The 18,210-nt window shown below is 69.8% G+C and carries 16 protein-coding genes; 6 read left to right on the top strand and 10 right to left on the bottom strand.

The window, feature by feature from the left end:
• Nucleotides 1-101 precede the first annotated feature (101 nt).
• The 3 genes from ACFY8U_RS12465 to ACFY8U_RS12455 all read left to right on the top strand — a co-directional run bounded on the left by ACFY8U_RS12465 (nt 102) and on the right by ACFY8U_RS12455 (nt 4,157).
• Complete coding sequence (locus ACFY8U_RS12465; protein WP_260231530.1) at nt 102-905, top strand: purine-nucleoside phosphorylase; 804 nt, start codon at nt 102-104, stop codon at nt 903-905.
• A 246-nt stretch (nt 906-1,151) separates the two neighbouring features.
• A complete protein-coding gene (locus tag ACFY8U_RS12460; RefSeq protein ID WP_389569055.1) occupies nt 1,152-2,804 on the top strand; it encodes a phospho-sugar mutase in 1,653 nt (550 codons plus the stop codon).
• Between the two features lie 168 nt (nt 2,805-2,972).
• Entirely contained in the window at nt 2,973-4,157 is a 1,185-nt protein-coding gene (locus ACFY8U_RS12455; RefSeq protein WP_389569053.1) for a hypothetical protein, read from the top strand.
• 17 nt (nt 4,158-4,174) lie between these two features.
• On the opposite strand, the gene ACFY8U_RS12450 is transcribed toward ACFY8U_RS12455, so the two are convergent.
• The 10 genes from ACFY8U_RS12450 to ACFY8U_RS12405 all read right to left on the bottom strand — a co-directional run bounded on the left by ACFY8U_RS12450 (nt 4,175) and on the right by ACFY8U_RS12405 (nt 14,648).
• Nucleotides 4,175-5,350, bottom strand: coding sequence for a hypothetical protein (locus tag ACFY8U_RS12450; protein WP_389569050.1), 1,176 nt, complete (start codon nt 5,348-5,350; stop codon nt 4,175-4,177).
• Between the two features lie 32 nt (nt 5,351-5,382).
• A complete protein-coding gene (locus tag ACFY8U_RS12445) occupies nt 5,383-6,264 on the bottom strand; it encodes a hypothetical protein (protein ID WP_389569048.1) in 882 nt (293 codons plus the stop codon).
• Between the two features lie 42 nt (nt 6,265-6,306).
• Nucleotides 6,307-7,020 (bottom strand): DUF6345 domain-containing protein, encoded by a 714-nt coding sequence (locus ACFY8U_RS12440; RefSeq protein WP_389569045.1) that lies wholly within the window; start codon nt 7,018-7,020, stop codon nt 6,307-6,309.
• Between the two features lie 63 nt (nt 7,021-7,083).
• Nucleotides 7,084-8,040 (bottom strand): hypothetical protein, encoded by a 957-nt coding sequence (locus ACFY8U_RS12435; RefSeq protein WP_389569042.1) that lies wholly within the window; start codon nt 8,038-8,040, stop codon nt 7,084-7,086.
• 49 nt (nt 8,041-8,089) lie between these two features.
• Nucleotides 8,090-9,169 carry a ferritin-like protein gene (locus tag ACFY8U_RS12430; RefSeq protein WP_389569039.1) on the bottom strand — a complete coding sequence of 360 codons (1,080 nt, stop codon included), beginning with the start codon at nt 9,167-9,169 and terminating at the stop codon, nt 8,090-8,092.
• A 42-nt stretch (nt 9,170-9,211) separates the two neighbouring features.
• Complete coding sequence (locus tag ACFY8U_RS12425) at nt 9,212-10,177, bottom strand: hypothetical protein (RefSeq protein ID WP_389569037.1); 966 nt, start codon at nt 10,175-10,177, stop codon at nt 9,212-9,214.
• A 119-nt stretch (nt 10,178-10,296) separates the two neighbouring features.
• Complete coding sequence (locus ACFY8U_RS12420) at nt 10,297-11,217, bottom strand: YncE family protein (protein WP_389569034.1); 921 nt, start codon at nt 11,215-11,217, stop codon at nt 10,297-10,299.
• A 917-nt stretch (nt 11,218-12,134) separates the two neighbouring features.
• The gene (locus ACFY8U_RS12415) at nt 12,135-12,767 is read right to left on the bottom strand and encodes a PH domain-containing protein (protein WP_389569031.1); all 633 of its coding nucleotides are present in this window, start codon (nt 12,765-12,767) and stop codon (nt 12,135-12,137) included.
• A 34-nt stretch (nt 12,768-12,801) separates the two neighbouring features.
• Nucleotides 12,802-13,413: a class F sortase gene (locus ACFY8U_RS12410; RefSeq protein ID WP_389569029.1), complete on the bottom strand. Its 612-nt coding sequence runs from the start codon at nt 13,411-13,413 to the stop codon at nt 12,802-12,804.
• Nucleotides 13,414-13,535: 122 nt separating this feature from the next.
• On the bottom strand, nt 13,536-14,648 hold the full coding sequence (locus ACFY8U_RS12405; protein ID WP_389569026.1) for a hypothetical protein: 1,113 nt from the start codon (nt 14,646-14,648) through the stop codon (nt 13,536-13,538).
• A 231-nt stretch (nt 14,649-14,879) separates the two neighbouring features.
• Here ACFY8U_RS12405 and deoC point away from each other — a divergent pair, with 231 nt between their 5' ends.
• From deoC to ACFY8U_RS12390, 3 genes are read left to right on the top strand one after another with little or no spacing between them, the layout of a single operon-like run.
• Complete coding sequence (gene deoC / locus ACFY8U_RS12400; RefSeq protein ID WP_361643561.1) at nt 14,880-15,836, top strand: deoxyribose-phosphate aldolase; 957 nt, start codon at nt 14,880-14,882, stop codon at nt 15,834-15,836.
• A 5-nt stretch (nt 15,837-15,841) separates the two neighbouring features.
• Nucleotides 15,842-17,278, top strand: a complete 1,437-nt coding sequence (locus tag ACFY8U_RS12395; protein ID WP_361442906.1) for an aldehyde dehydrogenase family protein — start codon at nt 15,842-15,844, stop codon at nt 17,276-17,278.
• Complete coding sequence (locus ACFY8U_RS12390) at nt 17,271-18,155, top strand: aldehyde dehydrogenase family protein (protein ID WP_361761952.1); 885 nt, start codon at nt 17,271-17,273, stop codon at nt 18,153-18,155. The genes ACFY8U_RS12395 and ACFY8U_RS12390 overlap by 8 nt, the downstream gene beginning before the upstream one ends.
• The last annotated feature ends 55 nt before the right edge of the window (nt 18,156-18,210 follow it).

The raw sequence follows: 18,210 nt of genomic DNA, 5'->3' as shown, positions 1-18,210 counted from the left end.
ACTGTCATCTACGCGCGTAGGAATTCTCGGGCTACGCTTCTGCGGGTACGAAATCCGTCCGGGGCTCCCCTCGGACCCCCCTCCCCGAGGCGAGAGAGTCAGTGAACGCAACTGCCACCCCGTACGAGGCCGCCGAGGCCGCTGCCGCGCGTCTTCGCGAGCTGACCGGAATCGAGACCCACGACGTGGCCCTCGTCATGGGCTCCGGCTGGGCGCCGGCCGTCGACGCGCTCGGCGCTCCGGAGGCCGAGTTCCCCGTGACCGAGCTGCCCGGCTTCCCGCCGCCGGCCGTCGAGGGACACGGCGGCAAGGTCCGCTCGTACAAGATCGGCGCCAAGCACGTCCTGGTCTTCCTGGGCCGCACCCACTTCTACGAGGGCCGGGGCGTCGCCTCCGTCGCCCACGGGGTGCGCACCGCCGTCGCCGCCGGCTGCAAGACCGTGGTCCTGACCAACGGCTGCGGCGGTCTGCGCGAGGGCATGCGCCCCGGCCAGCCGGTCCTGATCAGCGACCACATCAACCTGACGGCCGCCTCGCCGATCGTCGGCGCGAACTTCGTGGACCTCACCGACCTGTACTCGCCGCGGCTGCGCGCGCTGTGCAAGGAGGTCGACGAGACCCTCGAAGAGGGCGTCTACGTGCAGTTCCCCGGGCCGCACTACGAGACCCCGGCCGAGATCAACATGGTCCGCGTCATGGGCGGCGACCTGGTCGGCATGTCCACCGTCCTGGAGGCCATCGCGGCCCGCGAGGCGGGCGCCGAGGTCCTGGGCATCTCCCTGGTCACCAACCTGGCGGCAGGCCTCTCGGGCGAGCCGCTGAACCACGAAGAGGTCCTCCAGGCGGGCCGCGACTCGGCCGCCCGGATGGGCGAGCTCCTGACGCGGGTCCTGGACCGGATCTGAGGTGTGGCGGGGCGGGGGCCGGCCCCGCGCGGGGCTTCGTCCCCCACCCCGCCCCTTCCCGGACCCGGGGGGGCAAGCCCCACAGACCCCTGAGCGGCGCGGCCGTGAGGAGCGGGGTCCGGGGCGACGGCCCGGTTTCGGGAAGGGGCGGGGCGGGGGAAGGCTCCGCGCAGCGGGCACCCACCGACCCGCGCCCCACCCCCGCCCACCCGGCCTCACCCACCCGCACACCCCGAAAGGCACACCGTGACGCAGGACGACCTCCTCGCCCGGGCCCAGGCCTGGCTCGCCGAGGATCCCGACAGTGAGACCCGCGAGGAGCTCGCCGAGCTCATCGAGGCCGGCGCGACGGACGAACTCGCCGCCCGGTTCGCGGGCACCCTCCAGTTCGGTACCGCCGGACTCCGCGGCGAGCTGGGCGCCGGTCCGATGCGTATGAACCGCTCGGTCGTCATCAGGGCCGCCGCCGGACTCGCCGCGTACCTGAAGGCCAAGGGCCAGACCGGTGGGCTCGTCGTCGTCGGTTACGACGCCCGCTACAAGTCGGCCGACTTCGCCCGCGACACCGCCGCCGTGATGACCGGTGCCGGCCTGCGCGCGGCGGTGCTCCCCCGCCCGCTGCCGACGCCCGTCCTCGCGTACGCCATAAGGCATCTGGGCGCCGTCGCCGGTGTCGAGGTGACCGCGAGCCACAACCCGCCGCGTGACAACGGCTACAAGGTCTACCTGGGCGACGGATCGCAGATCGTGCCGCCCGCCGACGCCGAGATCGCCGCCGAGATCGACGCGGTGCGCTCCCTCGACGACGTCCCGCGCCCGGAGACCGGCTGGGAGACCCTCGGCGACGAGGTCCTGGACGCCTATCTGGCCCGTACGGACGCCGTCCTGAGCCCCGGCTCCCCGCGGTCCGTCCGCACCGTCTACACCGCCATGCACGGGGTCGGCAAGGACGTCCTCACGGCCGCCTTCGCCCGCGCCGGCTTCCCGCCGCCCGCGCTCGTCGCCGAGCAGGCCGAGCCGGACCCGGCGTTCCCGACGGTCGCCTTCCCGAACCCGGAAGAGCCGGGCGCGATGGACCTCGCCTTCGAGGCGGCCCGCGCCGTGGACCCCGACATCGTGATCGCCAACGACCCGGACGCCGACCGCTGCGCCGTGGCCGTGCCGGACCCGACGGTCCAGGGCGGCTGGCGGATGCTGCGCGGTGACGAGGTGGGCGCGCTGCTCGCCGCGCACCTGGTGCACAAGGGGGCACGGGGCGTCTTCGCCGAGTCGATCGTGTCGTCCTCGCTGCTCGGCCGGATCGCAGACGCGGCGGGCGTCGGCTACGAGGAGACGCTGACCGGCTTCAAGTGGATCGCCCGCGTGGACGGCCTGCGCTACGGCTACGAGGAGGCGCTCGGCTACTGCGTCGACCCGGAGGGCGTCCGCGACAAGGACGGCATCACGGCGGCGCTGCTCGTCGCCGAGCTGGCCTCGGTGCTCAAGGAGCAGGACCGTACGCTCACGGATCTGCTGGACGACCTGGCGGTGGCCCACGGGCTGCACGCCACGGACCAGCTGTCGGTGCGGGTCGAGGACCTGAGCATCATCGCGAACGCGATGAGCGCGCTGCGCTCGCGGCCGCCGGTCCAGCTCGCGGGCCTGACGGTGACCACGGCCGAGGACCTGACGAAGGGCACGGAGTCGCTGCCCCCGACGGACGGCCTGCGGTACTACCTGGAGGGCGACTACAAGGCACGCGTGATCGTCCGCCCGTCCGGCACCGAGCCCAAGCTCAAGTGCTACCTGGAGGTCGTGGTCCCGGTCGCCGACGCGAGCGAGCTGACGACGGCGCGCGCGAAGGGCGCGGAGATCCTCGCCGCGATCAAGCGTGACCTGTCGGAGGCGGCCGGCCTGTAGCCGCCCGTGGTCCGCGTGAGGCCCGTACGGAATCGCTTCCGTACGGGCCTCCTGCCGTTTCCCGTACGGGTGAAATCGGTACGGCGGTCGGCCCAACGCGCGTCCCGCGATCAGGTGGCTCCGGCCAGGGTGACCCGGTGTCCCGCCGAGCCTCCTGGAGCCGCCTCAGTGCCCCCGGTCCTGACCGTCCGACCGACCGTCCCCGCCTCCCGGAAGCCACCGTCCCCGCCCGGTGAGCGCCTGCCGGAGCGGGTGCGCGGCACGCTGCGGCACGCCGCTCCCGCGCTCCTCGGCTATCTGGCCGTACGGCTCCTGGGGCTGCTCGTGCTGGGCCGCTGGGTGCACATGCGGGGGCACGGGATCTGGCCGGTGCTGGCGACGTCCTGGGACTCGCGCTGGTACCTCGGGATCGCGGACCACGGCTACGACGCCGCGCCCGGGGAGCCGCCCGGTCATCGGACGATGGCCTTCTTCCCGCTCTACCCGGCCCTGATCAAGGCGGTGGCGGCGGTCACCCCCGGGTCGCGCGCCTCCGTCGGCCTGGTCCTCGCGGTGCTCTGCTCGGTGGCCGCCGCCTGGGGGATCTTCGCGGTCGGCGACCGGCTGTACGGGCGCCGGGTGGGCACGGTCCTCGCGGTGCTCTGGGGCGCGCTGCCGGTCGCCGTCGTCCAGTGGATGGGGTACACGGAGTCGCTGTTCACCGCGCTGGCCGCCTGGGCGCTGTACGCGGCCCTGGACGGGCGCTGGGCCTGGGCGGCGGGTCTGGCCGTCGGGGCGGGGCTCACCCGGCCGACCGGGGTCGCCGTCGCCGCGGCGGTGACGGCGGCCGGGCTGCTCGCGGCCCGGCGCGGCAGCCGGCCCGCGCTCGTCGCCGCGCTCGTCGCTCCTCTGGGCTGGCTGGGCTACGTCGGCTGGGTGGGGCTCCGCGTGGGGAGCTGGGACGGCTACTTCGCGGTGCAGAGGTCCTGGAGCAACACCTGGGACGGCGGATCGTTGACGCTGCGTCAACTGCGCAGGCATCTCGTCTACGCCCAGGATCCGCAGCTCTTCCTGGTCATGGTCTCGCTCGTGCTGATCGTCGCCGCCGCGCTGTTCCCGCTCTGCGTCGCCGACCGGCAGCCGCTGCCGCTCCTGGTCTTCACGGGGGTGCTGCTCCTGGTGGTCCTGGGCAGCGGGGGCGTGTACTTCCCCCGCGCCCGGTTCCTGCTGCCCGGCTTCCCGCTGCTGCTCCCGCTCGCCCTCGCGGTCGGACGGGCCCGCCGCCATGTCGCCGCCCTGGTGCTCGGCGCGGCGGCGCTCTCGTCGGCGTGGCTCGGCCCGTACATGCTGCTCGTGTGGGCGGGCGCGCCGTGAGGCCCGTGGTCAACCCGTCAACCCGTCAGCCCGCCGGGGCCGACGGCGAGGACCCGTCCGCGGATGGTGGTGTCGCCACCGTCCACCATGTCCGCCCATGACAGGAAGACGCTCCCCGGGCTGCCGTCGCCGAACACGGCGGCGGCGCTGAGGTGGAAGCGGTTGCCACCGGTGCCGGAGCTGGCGACGGCCTTGGGCCCGATCTCGAGCTCGGAGTCCGAGCACAACTGTGCCCTCACGGTCGGCACGGTCTCGACGGTGTCCGCGCTCTTCTCCACCCAGGCGAGTACGAAACGCCCGCCCGGCAGGGCCGTCAGCGCGGGCGAGGTCCGGTGGAAGTGATTCGGTGAGCCCGCGAACGCGCTGGCGATGACCTGACCGCTTCCGCCCGGGTGGAAGACGCTGGCCACGGCAGTGGTCTGCATGACGCCGAGGGGGCTCTGCACCGTGGCGTTGATGTGCGCGGCGACGAACCGCCCGTTGTCGAGCGCCGTCAGCGCGCTCCGGCCCGCGAACCCCGAGACGTTGGGGCGGACCTCGCCCGTTCGGGGGACGCCGTCGAAGCCGAAGACCCTGTAGACGAGCCCACCGCCGCCCACGGCCGAGCCGTCGGTCCAGGCGATCACGTAGTCCCCGTTGCTCAGCAGCGTCACCGCGGGATGGCGATGGAACGCCTCGGTGGTGTTCACAGCGATCTCGGGGCCCTTCTTCTGCCCCTCGGGGGTGAAGCGCTGAGCGCGGACCCGCTGCTGCGTCCCGCTCCCCGTCCAGGTGACCAGGCACCCGCCGTCGATCATGCGGGTGACCGTGGGCGGGAAGTCGAGATCGATGGAGTCGGTGTTGACCTGGACCGGAAGGCCGGCAGGCTGCCCGTCGAAGAAGCGTCGCAGGACCACACGCGGGGCTGGCGGGGGCAGGTTGAAAGGCCGCTCGATCCAGGCGGCAAAGGTGTTCGAGCCGACGGAGTCCACGAAGGGCCACCGCCGGTCGGTGTTGCCGCCTGGTGGTGTCGCCTCGCTGGCGAGGAACTCCGTACCGACCTTCGTACCGGCGGTGTCGACCCGCTGCCCCTTGATGCCGGCGTCGGCGGAGTCCGCCCAGAGCGCCGTGAACAGCGAGTGGCTGATCAGCCCATCGGCGCAGGACTGCGACTGGCCGCCGGCGGTGGACGTGTTCACGACGAAGTCACCCATGGTCTCGTTCTCCCTCGTTCAGCCGTCGTGGCTCAGCCGGCGCCGTATCTCGGCGTCTGGGGTACGTCCGGTTCGACGCTGGGCATCACGGGGCCGGCGTTGTTGAGAGCGGCGGGAACCGCGTGTTCCATGCGGCGCTCCGGCTCTCCCCGTTCCCGGAGACGCCCGCCCAGCCGCAATGCCAGGACGTAAACGGGCTGAATCACCGTCTGCTCCTGCAGACGGCCGAGCTCGAGATAGCCGGACCGGGCCTCCTCGACAGTGAAATCGCTGCCGCGGCGCAGGTGCAGGTGGTCCTCGGTCTCGGCCAGCACGTCGTCCACCGAGCGCCAGCCGGACACCGCGGTACGCACCTGGGCGACTCGCCTGGCAACGCGTTCGAAGCCGGTGAGGCTCCCGTCGGGGCCGAAGTACATGACCACGTTGCCGCCCTGTCCCTCGAAACCGAGGCCGTCCAGCCGCCGCTTGAGGACGACCCCGACGTCGATCACCCGTGGCTCCCTGGGGCTCTGCCCCCGGACAACGGACGACGCACGCAGGCGGGTCACTCGGAACGGAGTGAAGTCGTCCTGCTCCAGAAGTCCCACACGGCCTGCTTCTCGTACCGCCGCATCGAAGGCCTCGGTGTCCGACATTCGCATGTCGGACGTTCCGTCATCCGCCTGCCATCGGGTGCTGTCGACACACTGCACCGCTCTTGAGGGCCGGTAGACGGTGAGCGTATGGGCATCGTGCTCCAGCCTCATGGACACGGCGTCCTCGGACCAGGAGGGCTCCCCTGCCGGGATCGCCATACCGGCCCGCCGTGCGAGCTCGACCGTGTCATCCAGCGGCTCCAGTGACGGATCCACCTCGTAGATGCCGGCCGGCGCCTCGAGCGCGTCCCAGCGTTGTCTCAGCGTATTGAAGTCCATTGCGACCGCGTCTCCCGTTGCTCCCGTTGCATCGCGTGAAGGTCACGTACGCCACTTCCAGGCCAGACTGAAGGACGGGACAGGCCCTCCGGCGCCGTCTGCCAGACGGCCGTTGTCGAGCCGGAATCGTGCGTCCGCCTCATCGCTGCCACAGGCGATCGCGATGGGTATGTTGGCCTGCTCCCCGGACCGCGCGAACGCTGCGTCGAGCCATGCGCTGCCGACCGGTGCACCGTGGGAGACGAAGGTGGCGAACTCCCCGCCGCGGCCGGTGTCGATACCGGCGAAGGACTCGTCGACGAACGTGCACAGGACGTGCAGCGACTCGAGCGGACGCGCACTGTCTCCGTTGGTCGGTTCGGACCAGACCATGTTCACGCTCGCGCTGACGTCCGGTCCCGCCACTCCACCGCAGAGGTCGAGCACCAGCCAGCGCAGCTCCCTCACTCCCAGACGCATGTTGCTGTAGAAGGCGCGGCAGCCGAAATGGTTCGACGCCAGGGATACCGAGACTTCCGGGAGCCCGTGGCCGGCGTAGTACATGAGCCCGACGCTGTCGATGCCGTCCTCGGTGAGGGACTGGCCGGTCGCCGCGACTTCGGGGTGCTCGTAATCCGACGCCCAGGCATGCTCGTTGGCACGCACGAAGCGCTGTATGTGGCCCATGCTCTGCATGACGGAGACCACCCCGGACGCCACCGAGGCTACTGCGGGAATGGCGACGAACGTGCAGCTGGTTTCGGGGGCGGGCGCCACGCTGTTCCAGTGGACTCCGTAAGTGACAGGCATTTTCCATTCCCTTCGCCGGTCAGTCGGACGTCACAACGGCCCTGAAATGATCACCGAGTTGTGCGACTGGAAGAACCCGCACCACTCCGTGTAGCGGCCCCGGTTGCACGAGAACGGATTGGTGATCAGGTTCTGGGAGTAGTCCACGTTCCTGGCGGCGGAGTCGCCTGGCTTGTGCCCCCAGAAACCCTCGCGGTGCCGTCGCCACCAGTGATAGTCACGGGTACCGTCCGCCATGGTTCCGGTGGCGAGTGCGACAAAGTGCCTTTCGAAGCCGGCCGGCTGACAGTTGCCCCAGACCCGCAGCCCGTCCCGCAATGCTCCCGTGCGCACATCCGTACAGGTCACTGAGCGCGGGATTCTGTAACCGTGATGCCATCCGGGCTGAGCAAAGGAGTCCGTACGCTGATCCACGGCGTAGTTGTAGCAGTTGTTGCGCCCAATGACGGCGAAATGGTTCCAGAAGTTGGGCTCGAAGGGGCCGGTGTCGAACGGGCACGCGTTCATACGCAGCTCGATGCGTCGGAGCTGCTCTTCGACCTCGGCCGCGAGTTCGGCGTCCGGTGGCTCCCCGGGCTCGATCGTCTCCGTCCCTCCCAGCCCTTCTCTGACAGATCGTTGGATTGCCTGACGCAAGGCGTCGCGCAGGACCCCCGCCCCGTAGCCGCCCGTCTCTTCCTGCTCAGCAGGCTCCGGCATCGTCTCGAGCAGCTCCTCCGCCAGCTCGGCGCTGGCGAAGGGATCTGCAGCTCCGCCGCCTGCGATCTCGACGGTCGGCGGCAGGCCGAGTGTCTGCGCGGTGTCACTGGCGAAGTCGATCCTCATCCCCCGGAAGTCGACCCCCGTGAGGCCGCCGGGCGTCACCGCCAAGCCTGCGCGATGACGCAGGAACAGCCGCAGGAAGCGTTGCACCTGATCGGGGTCGGTGACCATCCACGAGGGATTGGGCCGGCCCGAGTAGATTTCTATCGTGACGCGGAATGCCATGCCGACTCTCCTTGCTTCTCCCTAGGTGCGCTGAGGCACGTTTCTCACGTCACGGATCTTCCGCGACGTAGAGGAACTCCGGTCCGTACGTCATTCCGCTCCCGCCGGGCAAGGGCGTTGCCATCAACGCCTGGGCGGGCCCCTGCATGTTGAACATCTCCACGACTGCCCGATTCAGCATCTGCGTGGCCACGGCCGGTTGCTCCGCCCGCCAGGCACGTTCGAGGAACCGAAGGAGCGAGCTGTAGTGACGGTTGAATGCGGTCAGGTCCTGTTGAACGGTGGCGGAGACGGGTACCCCGCCTGCGACCCAGCCGCCTGCAGGCACCGTTCCCATCGGGTGCGTCCGGGGCATGGGAATCTCGTCACCCAGGAAATCGAACCGTGGTGGATCGTCCGATACGCGGATCAGTTTCCGCCCGTGGAAGATCTGCCGGAAGGAGTAGAAGTGGGCCAACTCTCCGGCCTCGCCGGGGAACGGATTCTCCGGGGAGGCCGCGGTGCCCTCGCCCTGCTCCTTGATGACGCGCAGGGCAGCCTCCACATCTGCGAGCGTTCTCAGCGGGATGACGTTGTTCCCCTGTCCGTGGGCTCCGGCCATGATCTTGGTCAGCTGTCGGGTGCCCTTGATCAGCTCCGGCCGGGAACGGAAGGCTTCGAGAATCGCCGTGTAGAACGCGCCGATGGATGTGTGCGTCTCCCGCTCCTCGACCACGGGGTCGTCGGGCCTCTCGATACGGGAGTACATGTCGAGCGCCGGCTTGCTCAGCCCGGTGAGCGAAACCGTCAGATCCGGCTGAACACCACCGGGCAGCGGACCCGGGTACTTCGGCACGAGGTCGCTGTCGGCGATGCGAGGCACCTCTCCGACGGTGGTGACCATGTTGCAGACCAAGCCCATGTGTGACATCTCGTCGAAGACGATTTCATGCATCGTCTCGGACACGTCCGATCCGCTGTCCGCTTCCTGGATCGACCACAGGCCACACAAATAGGGTGGAAGGGTTGCGAGCTCCAGCATGACGGCCTGCTGCAGCGCGTCCTTCAGCCACGTCTCGTCATGTTCTGCCGCAGGCATCTCCATGAGCTCGACGATCGCCTTGCTTCGGTATTTGACGGCACCTGACACGAGAACTCCTACGGCTACGCACGCGCGACCGACAATGACCGGTCAAGCGACGAGAGCGGTTGCATTTCTCTGGTAGAACCAGCCGACGAACTCGGTGTACACGGGTACGCTGGGGTCGGGAGCCGCCTTCACGCAGTTCTGGGGATGGCGCCAGATCACCGAACCACCGCTGGTCACCACTCGGCGTATCGGGTAGCCCGCGCCGTCGAGGTACACCACCGGAGTGCCACCGGTCTTGTGATACCAGAGCCAGTTGGGTCCGGGGGACACGAGCCTGTAGAAGTGATAGTCCCAACCCGGCCAGACGTGGGCTGCGATCACGAGAGTATTCGGCTGACAGTTGTCAGCCCAGCCGTCGGCGTAGAGACCGCCCCGGATGTTGTCGACTGTCGGGGAGGCGGCCGGCTTTCCCCCTCTACGTCCCGGCAAGGCATAACGAATGTTCGCCACGTGGTTCGACGCAAAGCAGTAGCAGTTGTTCTTCTCGACTGTTCCGGCGAGGTTGAAGATATGCGCGTTATCGGCATAGAGCGTGCTGGGACACGGACGATGCCATAGCACCCCTCGTTCGGCGTCCGGGGAATCATCGAACGAGTCAGGACTGGGCGGGTACTGCTCCTCCCGCTCGGCCGGGAGGATGGAGGGCCCCATCCCGGCGACCGCCAGGAGTTCGTCGTCGATACCCATACGGACGGCCGGCGCTGCCAGAAGCCAGGGCGCGACGGAGTCGGCCTCTCCGGTGGCCGTTCGGACCCCTACCCGGAACTCAGCTCCGATACGGGCGGAGGACGCCGCGCGCCACGTGTCCCACGGCCCGTCGTCCGACTTCACCGAACGCACGATGAATCCGCGGTACCCCAGACCCAACAGCTCGTCGGGGGAGGTGACTTCGGAGAGCTGGCTCACGTCCGCTTCTACCCGCTCCGTCAGCTCCCGCTCCTCTTGGGGCGACAGGACCCATCTGGGGTTGGGCATGCCTGAGAATATGTCGAGTTCCACTTCGAGCATGGTGTGATCGCCTCGCAGGCCGTGCGATCTGGAGCATCGCTGTTTACTGGCCGCGTCGGGTAGGATCTTCAACTCCCCCTGATTCAGCGTACCTCCGGCAGGATGACCCCGCATTCCCGCTAACCGCGAGCGAGGTCGATCGCAGATACGGTGCCGTCGCCCCTGTTGGCGACATAGACACGATTGCTGTGGGGCTCGAATGCCACACCCTCCGGTTGGGATCCGACCGGGATCGTGGCGCTCACGCCGTTGAAGCCGGCATCGATCACCTTCACCGTGCCGTCGGAAATCGTGACGTATGCATCGCCTCGGGAATCGACCGCCACACCCAACGGCCTCACACCGACGTCGACATCGGCGGCGGCGCCCGTCACGCTGTCGATCACGGACACCGTCTTGAAGCCGGAGTTGGCGACATAAACACGATGACTCTGGGGGGCGACCGCAATTCCCATGGGATGCTGCCGAACCGGGATGGTCGCGACAACCCCGTGGGTCCCGGCATCGATCACCGACACGGTGTTGAAGTCAGGTTGCGTGACGTACACGCGGTGATTCAGAGGATCCACCGCGACGCCCAGGGGACCTTGGACGTCGATGAAGTCGTGGGCGACGGTGGGGATATCGCCACTGATGCCCATCGCGGCCACCCTGTGACGACTGCGGCTCGTCACGTAGGCACGGCTCAGGAAATGATCGACCGCCACCCCCGCCTCGTGGGACGAAGGGTCGAAAATCGAAGGCGGGCCTCCGACGTTGATGGTGGCGATCACGGTGTTGAGTCTGTCGATCACCGAAACGGTGCCCATACCGCCATTGGCGACGTAGACGCCGAACTGAGGATCGGTGGCCACGCTTTCCGGGCGGAGTCCGACGTTGATGGTGGCGGTCACCGTGTTGGTCACAGCATCGATCACCGAGACCGTGCGTTGACCGCTGTTGGTGACGAAGACGTGGTCATGGACGTCCGCCGCCACAGCGACCGGCCCCGTCCCCACGGGAATGGTGGAAACGACACATGGATTTTCCGAGTTGGACATTTTCACCAACATCTTTCGTTGTTCGCGGCCATCGGGAAGACCGACCTGGTGACACCGCCGAGACCTTGGGTGCGCCGTCCCCAGAAGAGCCGCCAGATACCAACAGGCGACTTGAGTTGCTGTTGCCGCGTTCTGGGGTCACCAGCATGGCTGGGGTCAGGTCGCCCGATGCCACGACGGCCGCGTAGGGCGAGGCCACGCGCCGGCCCCGCCTTATAAACGGTTTCAACAGAGACGGCGCATGTCGCACCACGGTTACCAATGGAGGACCAGGCAAAGGGGGTTCACTGCGGCCGAAGGCGGAACCTACGCGGCGCCGTTACCCTCACAATGATCCTCCAGCTCCCACCAGAAGTCTTGTCGGCGGTGGCGCTCCTCGGAGCCGGGCCCAGAGGGACACCGACCGGCCGCCCCTCGGTCGCGACCTGCGAAGTCCGGCTGGAGCCAGCCGAAGCAGCCGTGGACGTAGTCGGCCGTACGGGAGTCCTGCGGCGAGCCGAACATCGCCTCCGTCGGGCCGCGCTCGACGATCACGCCCGGGGTGCCCTGCTCCGCGAGGAATAAGGCACAGGAGTCCGAGACCCGTGCGGCCTGCTGCATGGTGTGGGTGCCACCGGGCTGTCGCAGCCGGTCCTTGTCCTCCCGCCAGAGCCCGGCCTTGGTGAGGCATCCTCGACGAGGTCGTCCCGGCCGTCGCGGGTCGCCTTGATGCCGCTGGGCTTCAGACCGGCCAGGACGTGGTCGTACAGGGACATGGCCGGGAACGGGTTGGGGAACACCATGCCGATCTCGCGGCGAGCGTGGGTGATGCGGCGACTCCGGTCGTGGATGTCCTCGCTGTCGAGGAGCACCCGGCCGGAGAGCGAGGCCGAGCCGAGAGGCTTACGAGACCCAGGAGGACCTGCGGGACTCCGGGGTCAGCCGGTCGCGAGGAGGATGACGAGCAGGACGAGGCCCGCCGTCGCCGGCGCGATGATCTCGTACGCCCAGCGCACGCGCGGCTCTCCCTGCGCCTCAGGGCGCCCCGCGCACCGCTCCGCGAGCTCCCGCAGATCGGCGATCGTCCGGTCGGCCGGAGCGAGCCGCGCCGCGTCGTCCCCGCGCGCGTTGACCGAGGTACGGCCGTGCGGATCGTCGGACGCGGCGCGCGCCTGCTCCCGGGCCGCACGCTTGCGCTGCCGCAGCGAGACGGGGACGGCCCAGAGCTGGTACTTGCCCCCGGCCTGGGTGAGCGCCTCGCTGGAGTACCCGGCGCGGACGTCCGCGACGGAGGCCCAGGGCAGCGTGATGTACCGGAAGGGGTTACGGATGCGCAGCCGGTCCTCGTTGGCGTACACCGCCGGGCGGATCGTGAACGCCACGACGAGCGGCACCACGAGCAGCAGACTCGCGAGCGCCAGCCACGGCGTGCGCCCCGCGCCCCTGACCATCGCGTCGACGCAGAACCAGACGGTCAGACCGAGCAGCAGGACACCGCCCGTGATCCCGAGGGGTGAACGGAAGACACGGTCGGCGTAGGCCGGCTCGGCGGGCGGCTGGGGGCTCGTCATGGTGCCGATTCTGCCTCAGCCCCCGCCGCCGGGCTCAGGCGGCTCGGGTGACCAGATCGGCGTAGAGAATGATGTTGTCGGGGCGGTGGCCGTCGACCAGCTCTCCCCCGCAGGTGATCAGCCGCAGCTCGGGCCGCTCGGTGTCCCCGTAGACCTTCCGGGTGGGGAACGCCTTCTTGTCCACCTGCTCCAGCTCGCGGACGCGGAAGACGGCCTCGGTGCCGTCGGCGCGCGCGACGGTGATCTCGTCCCCGACGCGGACCTTCGCGACGTTCTTGAGTACGGCGGGGCCCCGGGCGGTGTCGAAGTGACCGATCAGAACGGCGGGGCCGGTCTCTCCGGGCGTCACGCCCTTGTCGTACCAGCCGATGCGCTCCGCGTCCGCCTCGGACGGGACCTCGACGGTCCCGTCCCCGGCGAGCCCCAGCTTCAGCACGGGACCGGTGTCGACCCCGGCGGCGGGCACCCGGACCCGGACCGGCTCCGAGCGCGGCAACGGGGCGACGGACGCCTTCGGCGCGGGCGCCCGGGTCTCGGTGACCTTCGCGGCCGGGCCGGCGGCGGGCGGCGCAGTGCCGGCGCAGCCCGTGAGGGCGGCCAGGGCGGCGAGGACGAGCAGGGCGGGGGCGGTACGGCGGCGGTTCACGGGGCGGCTCCGAACGGGGTGCGGCCGGCCGTCGCACGGGGTGTGGGTGCGACGGCCGGCCAGGGTGGGGTGGTGCTCCTGCTCGGGTCAGTGGCAGGTGTGAGGAGGCGTGGGTACGGCGGTCAGCCGCGGGCGCCCGCGGTGCGGCGGCGGAGGGCGACGAAGCCGAGGCCCGCGGCGGCCAGGGACGCGGCGCCCGCGCCGGCCGCGATCAGCGCGGTGTGGTCGGTGCCGGTGTCCAGGTCGGCCCCGGCGGCGACGCCGCCCTGCGGGACGACGGTGGTCTGCGTGGTCGTGGTGGTCTTCGTCGGCTTCGTGGTCTGCGGCGTCTTGCCCTGCTGCCGGTCGGCGAGCCAGTCCGCGCGCAGCTCGCCGTTCCAGGAGAGCGTCACCTCGATCTCGTCACCGAAGACCTTCTTGTCGAAGGTCTTGACCGCCTGCTCGGTGGACAGCCGGCCGACCTCCTTGTCGCCCTTGAAGATCTTCGCCGTGATGTCACCGCCCTTGCGGTGCGCGATCCCCTTGTAGCCGTGCCCCAGGACCTGCCAGCCCGAGAAGTCGCCGAGCCACTCCGACTCCTCCTCGGTGGGGGTGGGCTCCGGCTCCGGAGCCGGGGTGTCGTTCTTCACGGGCTTCGGGGCCGCCTGGACCTTCGAGCCGGGGATGTGGGCGGCGAATCCGCCGTCGCTCTCCAGGACGACCACGGCCTTGCCGTACGTCCAGACCGACCGGTCCGCGTAGAGGTAGGTGAAACCGCGGCCCTTGCCGTTCTCGATCAGCTGGAGGCCGTAGCGCCCGTCCTTCGCCCTGCCCAGCTCGAGGCGGGTGCCGTCGGCCAGCTCGTACGTGCCGAGATCCGCGCCGGAGAGGTAGTTGCCGGTCCAGTCGAGGGTGCGGCCGTCCGCGTAGAGGACGAAGAAGGCACCGTTGTTGTTTCCGGCCACCGGGCGGTTGGCGGTCTCGAAGGCTCCGACCTTGTAGCCGTCGACGAACAGCTCGGCCCGGTGGTGGTTCGCGTTGAACCTGTAGATCTTGGCGATGGTGCCGTCGGTGAGGGTTTCGGTGCGAACGAGGGTGCCGTCGTCGTCGATGGCGGGCTTGGCGCCCACGGTGGGCTCGGCCCCGGTGGCGGGCTTCGCGTCGGCGGCGAAGGCCGTGCCGGCGGTGAGGGCCGGGGTGACGGCGACGCCCGCCAGGAGGGCGGTGACGACGGCGGTACGGAGGGCGGTGCGCATAACGACTCCTGTGAATCAGTACAGGTCGGATAAGGAAGAGCCGCATGCCGCTGACATCTCGTTCGGTTGGGGCCGGTGAGTTCTGGCTGGCTGCAGAAAGAACGTTAGTGATCTTGTATCGGGGACTTGTCCGCTCCATGTCACGGCGCTGTGACAGCGGCCACGATTTCCCCTCCGGAACCCTGGGGCTGTACAGGCCGCTACGCGCGTAGATATGCTCGACTGGTGACCATGCCCACCACTGCATCCGCAGCACCCGCTTTCGCCGACGTGACCGCGTCCGACAGTGCGCTGCGCCGCTTCCTCCACGGGCTGCCCGGCGTCGACGCCGTCGGCCTGGAGGCGCGCGCCGCGTCCCTCGGCACCCGCTCGATCAAGACCACGGCCAAGGCCTACGCCATCGACCTGGCCATTTCCATGATCGACCTGACGACGCTCGAAGGCGCGGACACCCCGGGCAAGGTCCGGGCGCTCGCCGCCAAGGCCGTCAACCCCGATCCGACCGACCGTACGACCCCGACGACCGCCGCGGTCTGCGTCTACCCCGACATGGTGGCGACCGCCAAGGCAGCCCTGAAGGGCTCCGCCGTCAAGGTCGCCTCCGTCGCCACCGCCTTCCCGGCCGGCCGGGCCGCGCTCGCCGTGAAGCTCGCGGACACCCGCGACGCCGTCGCCGCGGGCGCCGACGAGATCGACATGGTGATCGACCGCGGCGCCTTCCTCGCGGGGAACTACATGAAGGTCCTCGAGGAGATCCGGGCCGTGAAGGAGGCCTCCGGCGAGGCCCGCCTGAAGGTCATCTTCGAGACCGGCGAGCTCTCCACGTACGACAACATCCGCCGCGCCTCCTGGCTCGGCATGATGGCGGGCGCCGACTTCATCAAGACCTCGACCGGAAAGGTCGCGGTCAACGCCACCCCGGCCAACACGCTCCTGATGCTGGAGGCCGTGCGCGACTTCCGCGCGCAGACCGGCGTCCAGGTCGGCGTGAAGCCCGCCGGCGGCATCCGCAACACCAAGGAAGCCATCAAGTTCCTGGTCCTGGTCAACGAGACCGTCGGCGAGGACTGGCTGGACAACCACTGGTTCCGCTTCGGTGCCTCCAGCCTGCTCAACGACCTGCTCATGCAGCGTCAGAAGCTGGCTACCGGCCGCTACTCCGGCCCCGATTACGTGACGGTGGACTGATCATCATGGCATCTGCATTCGAGTACGCACCGGCGCCCGAGTCCCGGTCCGTCGTCGACATCGCCCCCTCCTACGGCCTCTTCATCGACGGCGAGTTCGTCGACGCGGCCGAGGGCAAGGTCTTCAAGACCGTCTCCCCCTCCACCGAGGAGGTCCTCGCCGAGGTCGCCCAGGCCGGCGCCGAGGACGTCGACCGCGCGGTGAAGGCGGCGCGGAGGGCGTTCGAGAAGTGGTCGGCACTGCCCGGCTCCGAGCGCGCCAAGTACCTCTTCCGGATCGCCCGGATCATCCAGGAGCGCAGCCGTGAGCTGGCCGTCCTCGAGACCCTGGACAACGGCAAGCCGATCAAGGAGACGCGCGACGCGGACCTCCCGCTGGTCGCCGCGCACTTCTTCTACTACGCGGGCTGGGCCGACAAGCTCGACCACGCGGGCTACGGCGCGAACCCGCGCCCGCTCGGCGTGGCCGGCCAGGTCATCCCGTGGAACTTCCCGCTGCTCATGCTGGCCTGGAAGATCGCCCCGGCGCTCGCGACCGGCAACACGGTCGTCCTGAAGCCCGCCGAGACGACCCCGCTCTCCGCCCTGTTCTTCGCGGACATCTGCCGCCAGGCCGGGCTGCCGAAGGGCGTCGTCAACATCCTTCCCGGTTACGGGGACACGGGCGCCGCGCTCGTCGAGCACCCGGACGTGAACAAGGTCGCCTTCACCGGCTCGACCGCGGTCGGCAAGTCGATCGCCCGCTCCGTCGCCGGCACGCACAAGAAGGTCACCCTGGAGCTGGGCGGCAAGGGCGCGAACATCGTCTTCGACGACGCCCCCATCGACCAGGCCGTCGAGGGCATCGTCAACGGCATCTTCTTCAACCAGGGCCAGGTCTGCTGCGCGGGCTCGCGCCTGCTGGTCCAGGAGTCGATCCAGGACGAGCTGCTCGACAGCCTGAAGCGGCGGCTCTCCACGCTCCGCCTGGGCGACCCGCTCGACAAGAACACCGACATCGGCGCCATCAACTCGTCGGAGCAGCTGGCCCGCATCACCTCGCTTGTGGACCGCGGCGAGGCCGAGGGCGCCGAGCGCTGGACCGCCGCGTGCGAGATCCCGGCCGCCGGTTACTGGTTCGCCCCGACGCTCTTCACGGGTGTCACGCAGGCGCACACGATCGCCCGCGACGAGATCTTCGGCCCGGTCCTGTCGGTGCTGAGCTTCCGTACGCCGGACGAGGCCGTCGCCAAGGCCAACAACAGCCAGTACGGCCTGTCGGCCGGCATCTGGACGGAGAAGGGCTCGCGGATCCTGGCCGTGGCCAACAAGCTCCGCGCGGGTGTCGTCTGGGCCAACACGTTCAACAAGTTCGACCCGACCTCGCCCTTCGGCGGCTACAAGGAGTCGGGCTTCGGCCGCGAGGGCGGTCGCCACGGCCTGGAGGCGTACCTCGATGTCTGACCGTCTTTCCGTCTTCAAGACCTACAAGCTGTACGTGGGCGGGAAGTTCCCGCGTTCCGAGAGCGGCCGGGTGTACGAAGTGCAGGACAGCAAGGGCAAGTGGCTGGCCAACGCTCCCCTCTCCTCCCGCAAGGACGCCCGTGACGCGGTCGTCGCCGCGCGCAAGGCGTTCGGCGGCTGGTCGGGCGCGACGGCGTACAACCGCGGCCAGATCCTCTACCGCATCGCCGAGATGCTGGAGGGCCGCCGGGACCAGTTCGTGGCCGAGGTGGCGGACGCGGAGGGCCTGTCGAAGTCCAAGGCGGCCGCGGTCGTCGACGCGGCCGTCGACCGCTGGGTCTGGTACGCGGGCTGGACCGACAAGATCGCCCAGATCGTGGGCGGGGCGAACCCGGTGGCGGGCCCGTACTTCAACCTGTCGACGCCGGAGCCGACGGGCGTAGTGACGGTCGTGGCCCCCCAGGACTCGTCCTTCCTCGGCCTGATCTCGGTCATCGCCCCGGTGATCGCGACCGGCAACACCGTGGTCGTGATCGCGAGCGAGAAGGCGCCGCTGCCGGCGCTCTCCCTGGGCGAGGTGCTCGCCACCTCCGACCTGCCGGGCGGCGTCGTGAACATCCTCTCCGGCAAGGCCGCGGAGATGGGCCCGCACCTGGCGGCCCACCAGGACGTCAACGCGATCGACCTGACGGGCGCGGACGCGGAGCTGGCGCGCGAGCTGGAGGTCGCGGCGGCGGACAACCTCAAGCGCGTCCTGCGGCCGCGCGCGGTGGACTTCGCGGAGTCCCCGGGCACGGAGCGGATGACGGCCTTCCTGGAGACGAAGACCGTCTGGCACCCCACGGGCTCCCTGGGCGCGAGCGGCTCGTCGTACTGACCGCTCGGCGCACCGAAGCGTAGGCCCCCGGGTACGCCCGGGGGCCTACGCGTGC

The organism is Streptomyces sp. NPDC012508 (assembly GCF_042902595.1).
Lineage (GTDB): Bacteria > Actinomycetota > Actinomycetes > Streptomycetales > Streptomycetaceae > Streptomyces.
Note: the sequence above shows the minus strand (reverse complement) of the source record. Positions and strands in the feature narration are given on the sequence as shown.

Excerpts from the sequence above, each read along its gene's own strand:
- ACFY8U_RS12450 (WP_389569050.1), bottom strand. The coding sequence starts at position 5,350 with ATGGGTGACTTCGTCGTGAACACGTCCACCGCCGGCGGCCAGTCGCAG.
- ACFY8U_RS12445 (WP_389569048.1), bottom strand. The coding sequence starts at position 6,264 with ATGGACTTCAATACGCTGAGACAACGCTGGGACGCGCTCGAGGCGCCG.
- ACFY8U_RS12435 (WP_389569042.1), bottom strand. The coding sequence starts at position 8,040 with ATGGCATTCCGCGTCACGATAGAAATCTACTCGGGCCGGCCCAATCCC.
- ACFY8U_RS12425 (WP_389569037.1), bottom strand. The coding sequence starts at position 10,177 with ATGCTCGAAGTGGAACTCGACATATTCTCAGGCATGCCCAACCCCAGA.
- ACFY8U_RS12420 (WP_389569034.1), bottom strand. The coding sequence starts at position 11,217 with ATGTCCAACTCGGAAAATCCATGTGTCGTTTCCACCATTCCCGTGGGG.
- ACFY8U_RS12415 (WP_389569031.1), bottom strand. The coding sequence starts at position 12,767 with ATGACGAGCCCCCAGCCGCCCGCCGAGCCGGCCTACGCCGACCGTGTC.
- ACFY8U_RS12405 (WP_389569026.1), bottom strand. The coding sequence starts at position 14,648 with ATGCGCACCGCCCTCCGTACCGCCGTCGTCACCGCCCTCCTGGCGGGC.
- deoC (WP_361643561.1), top strand. The coding sequence starts at position 14,880 with ATGCCCACCACTGCATCCGCAGCACCCGCTTTCGCCGACGTGACCGCG.
- ACFY8U_RS12395 (WP_361442906.1), top strand. The coding sequence starts at position 15,842 with ATGGCATCTGCATTCGAGTACGCACCGGCGCCCGAGTCCCGGTCCGTC.
- ACFY8U_RS12390 (WP_361761952.1), top strand. The coding sequence starts at position 17,271 with ATGTCTGACCGTCTTTCCGTCTTCAAGACCTACAAGCTGTACGTGGGC.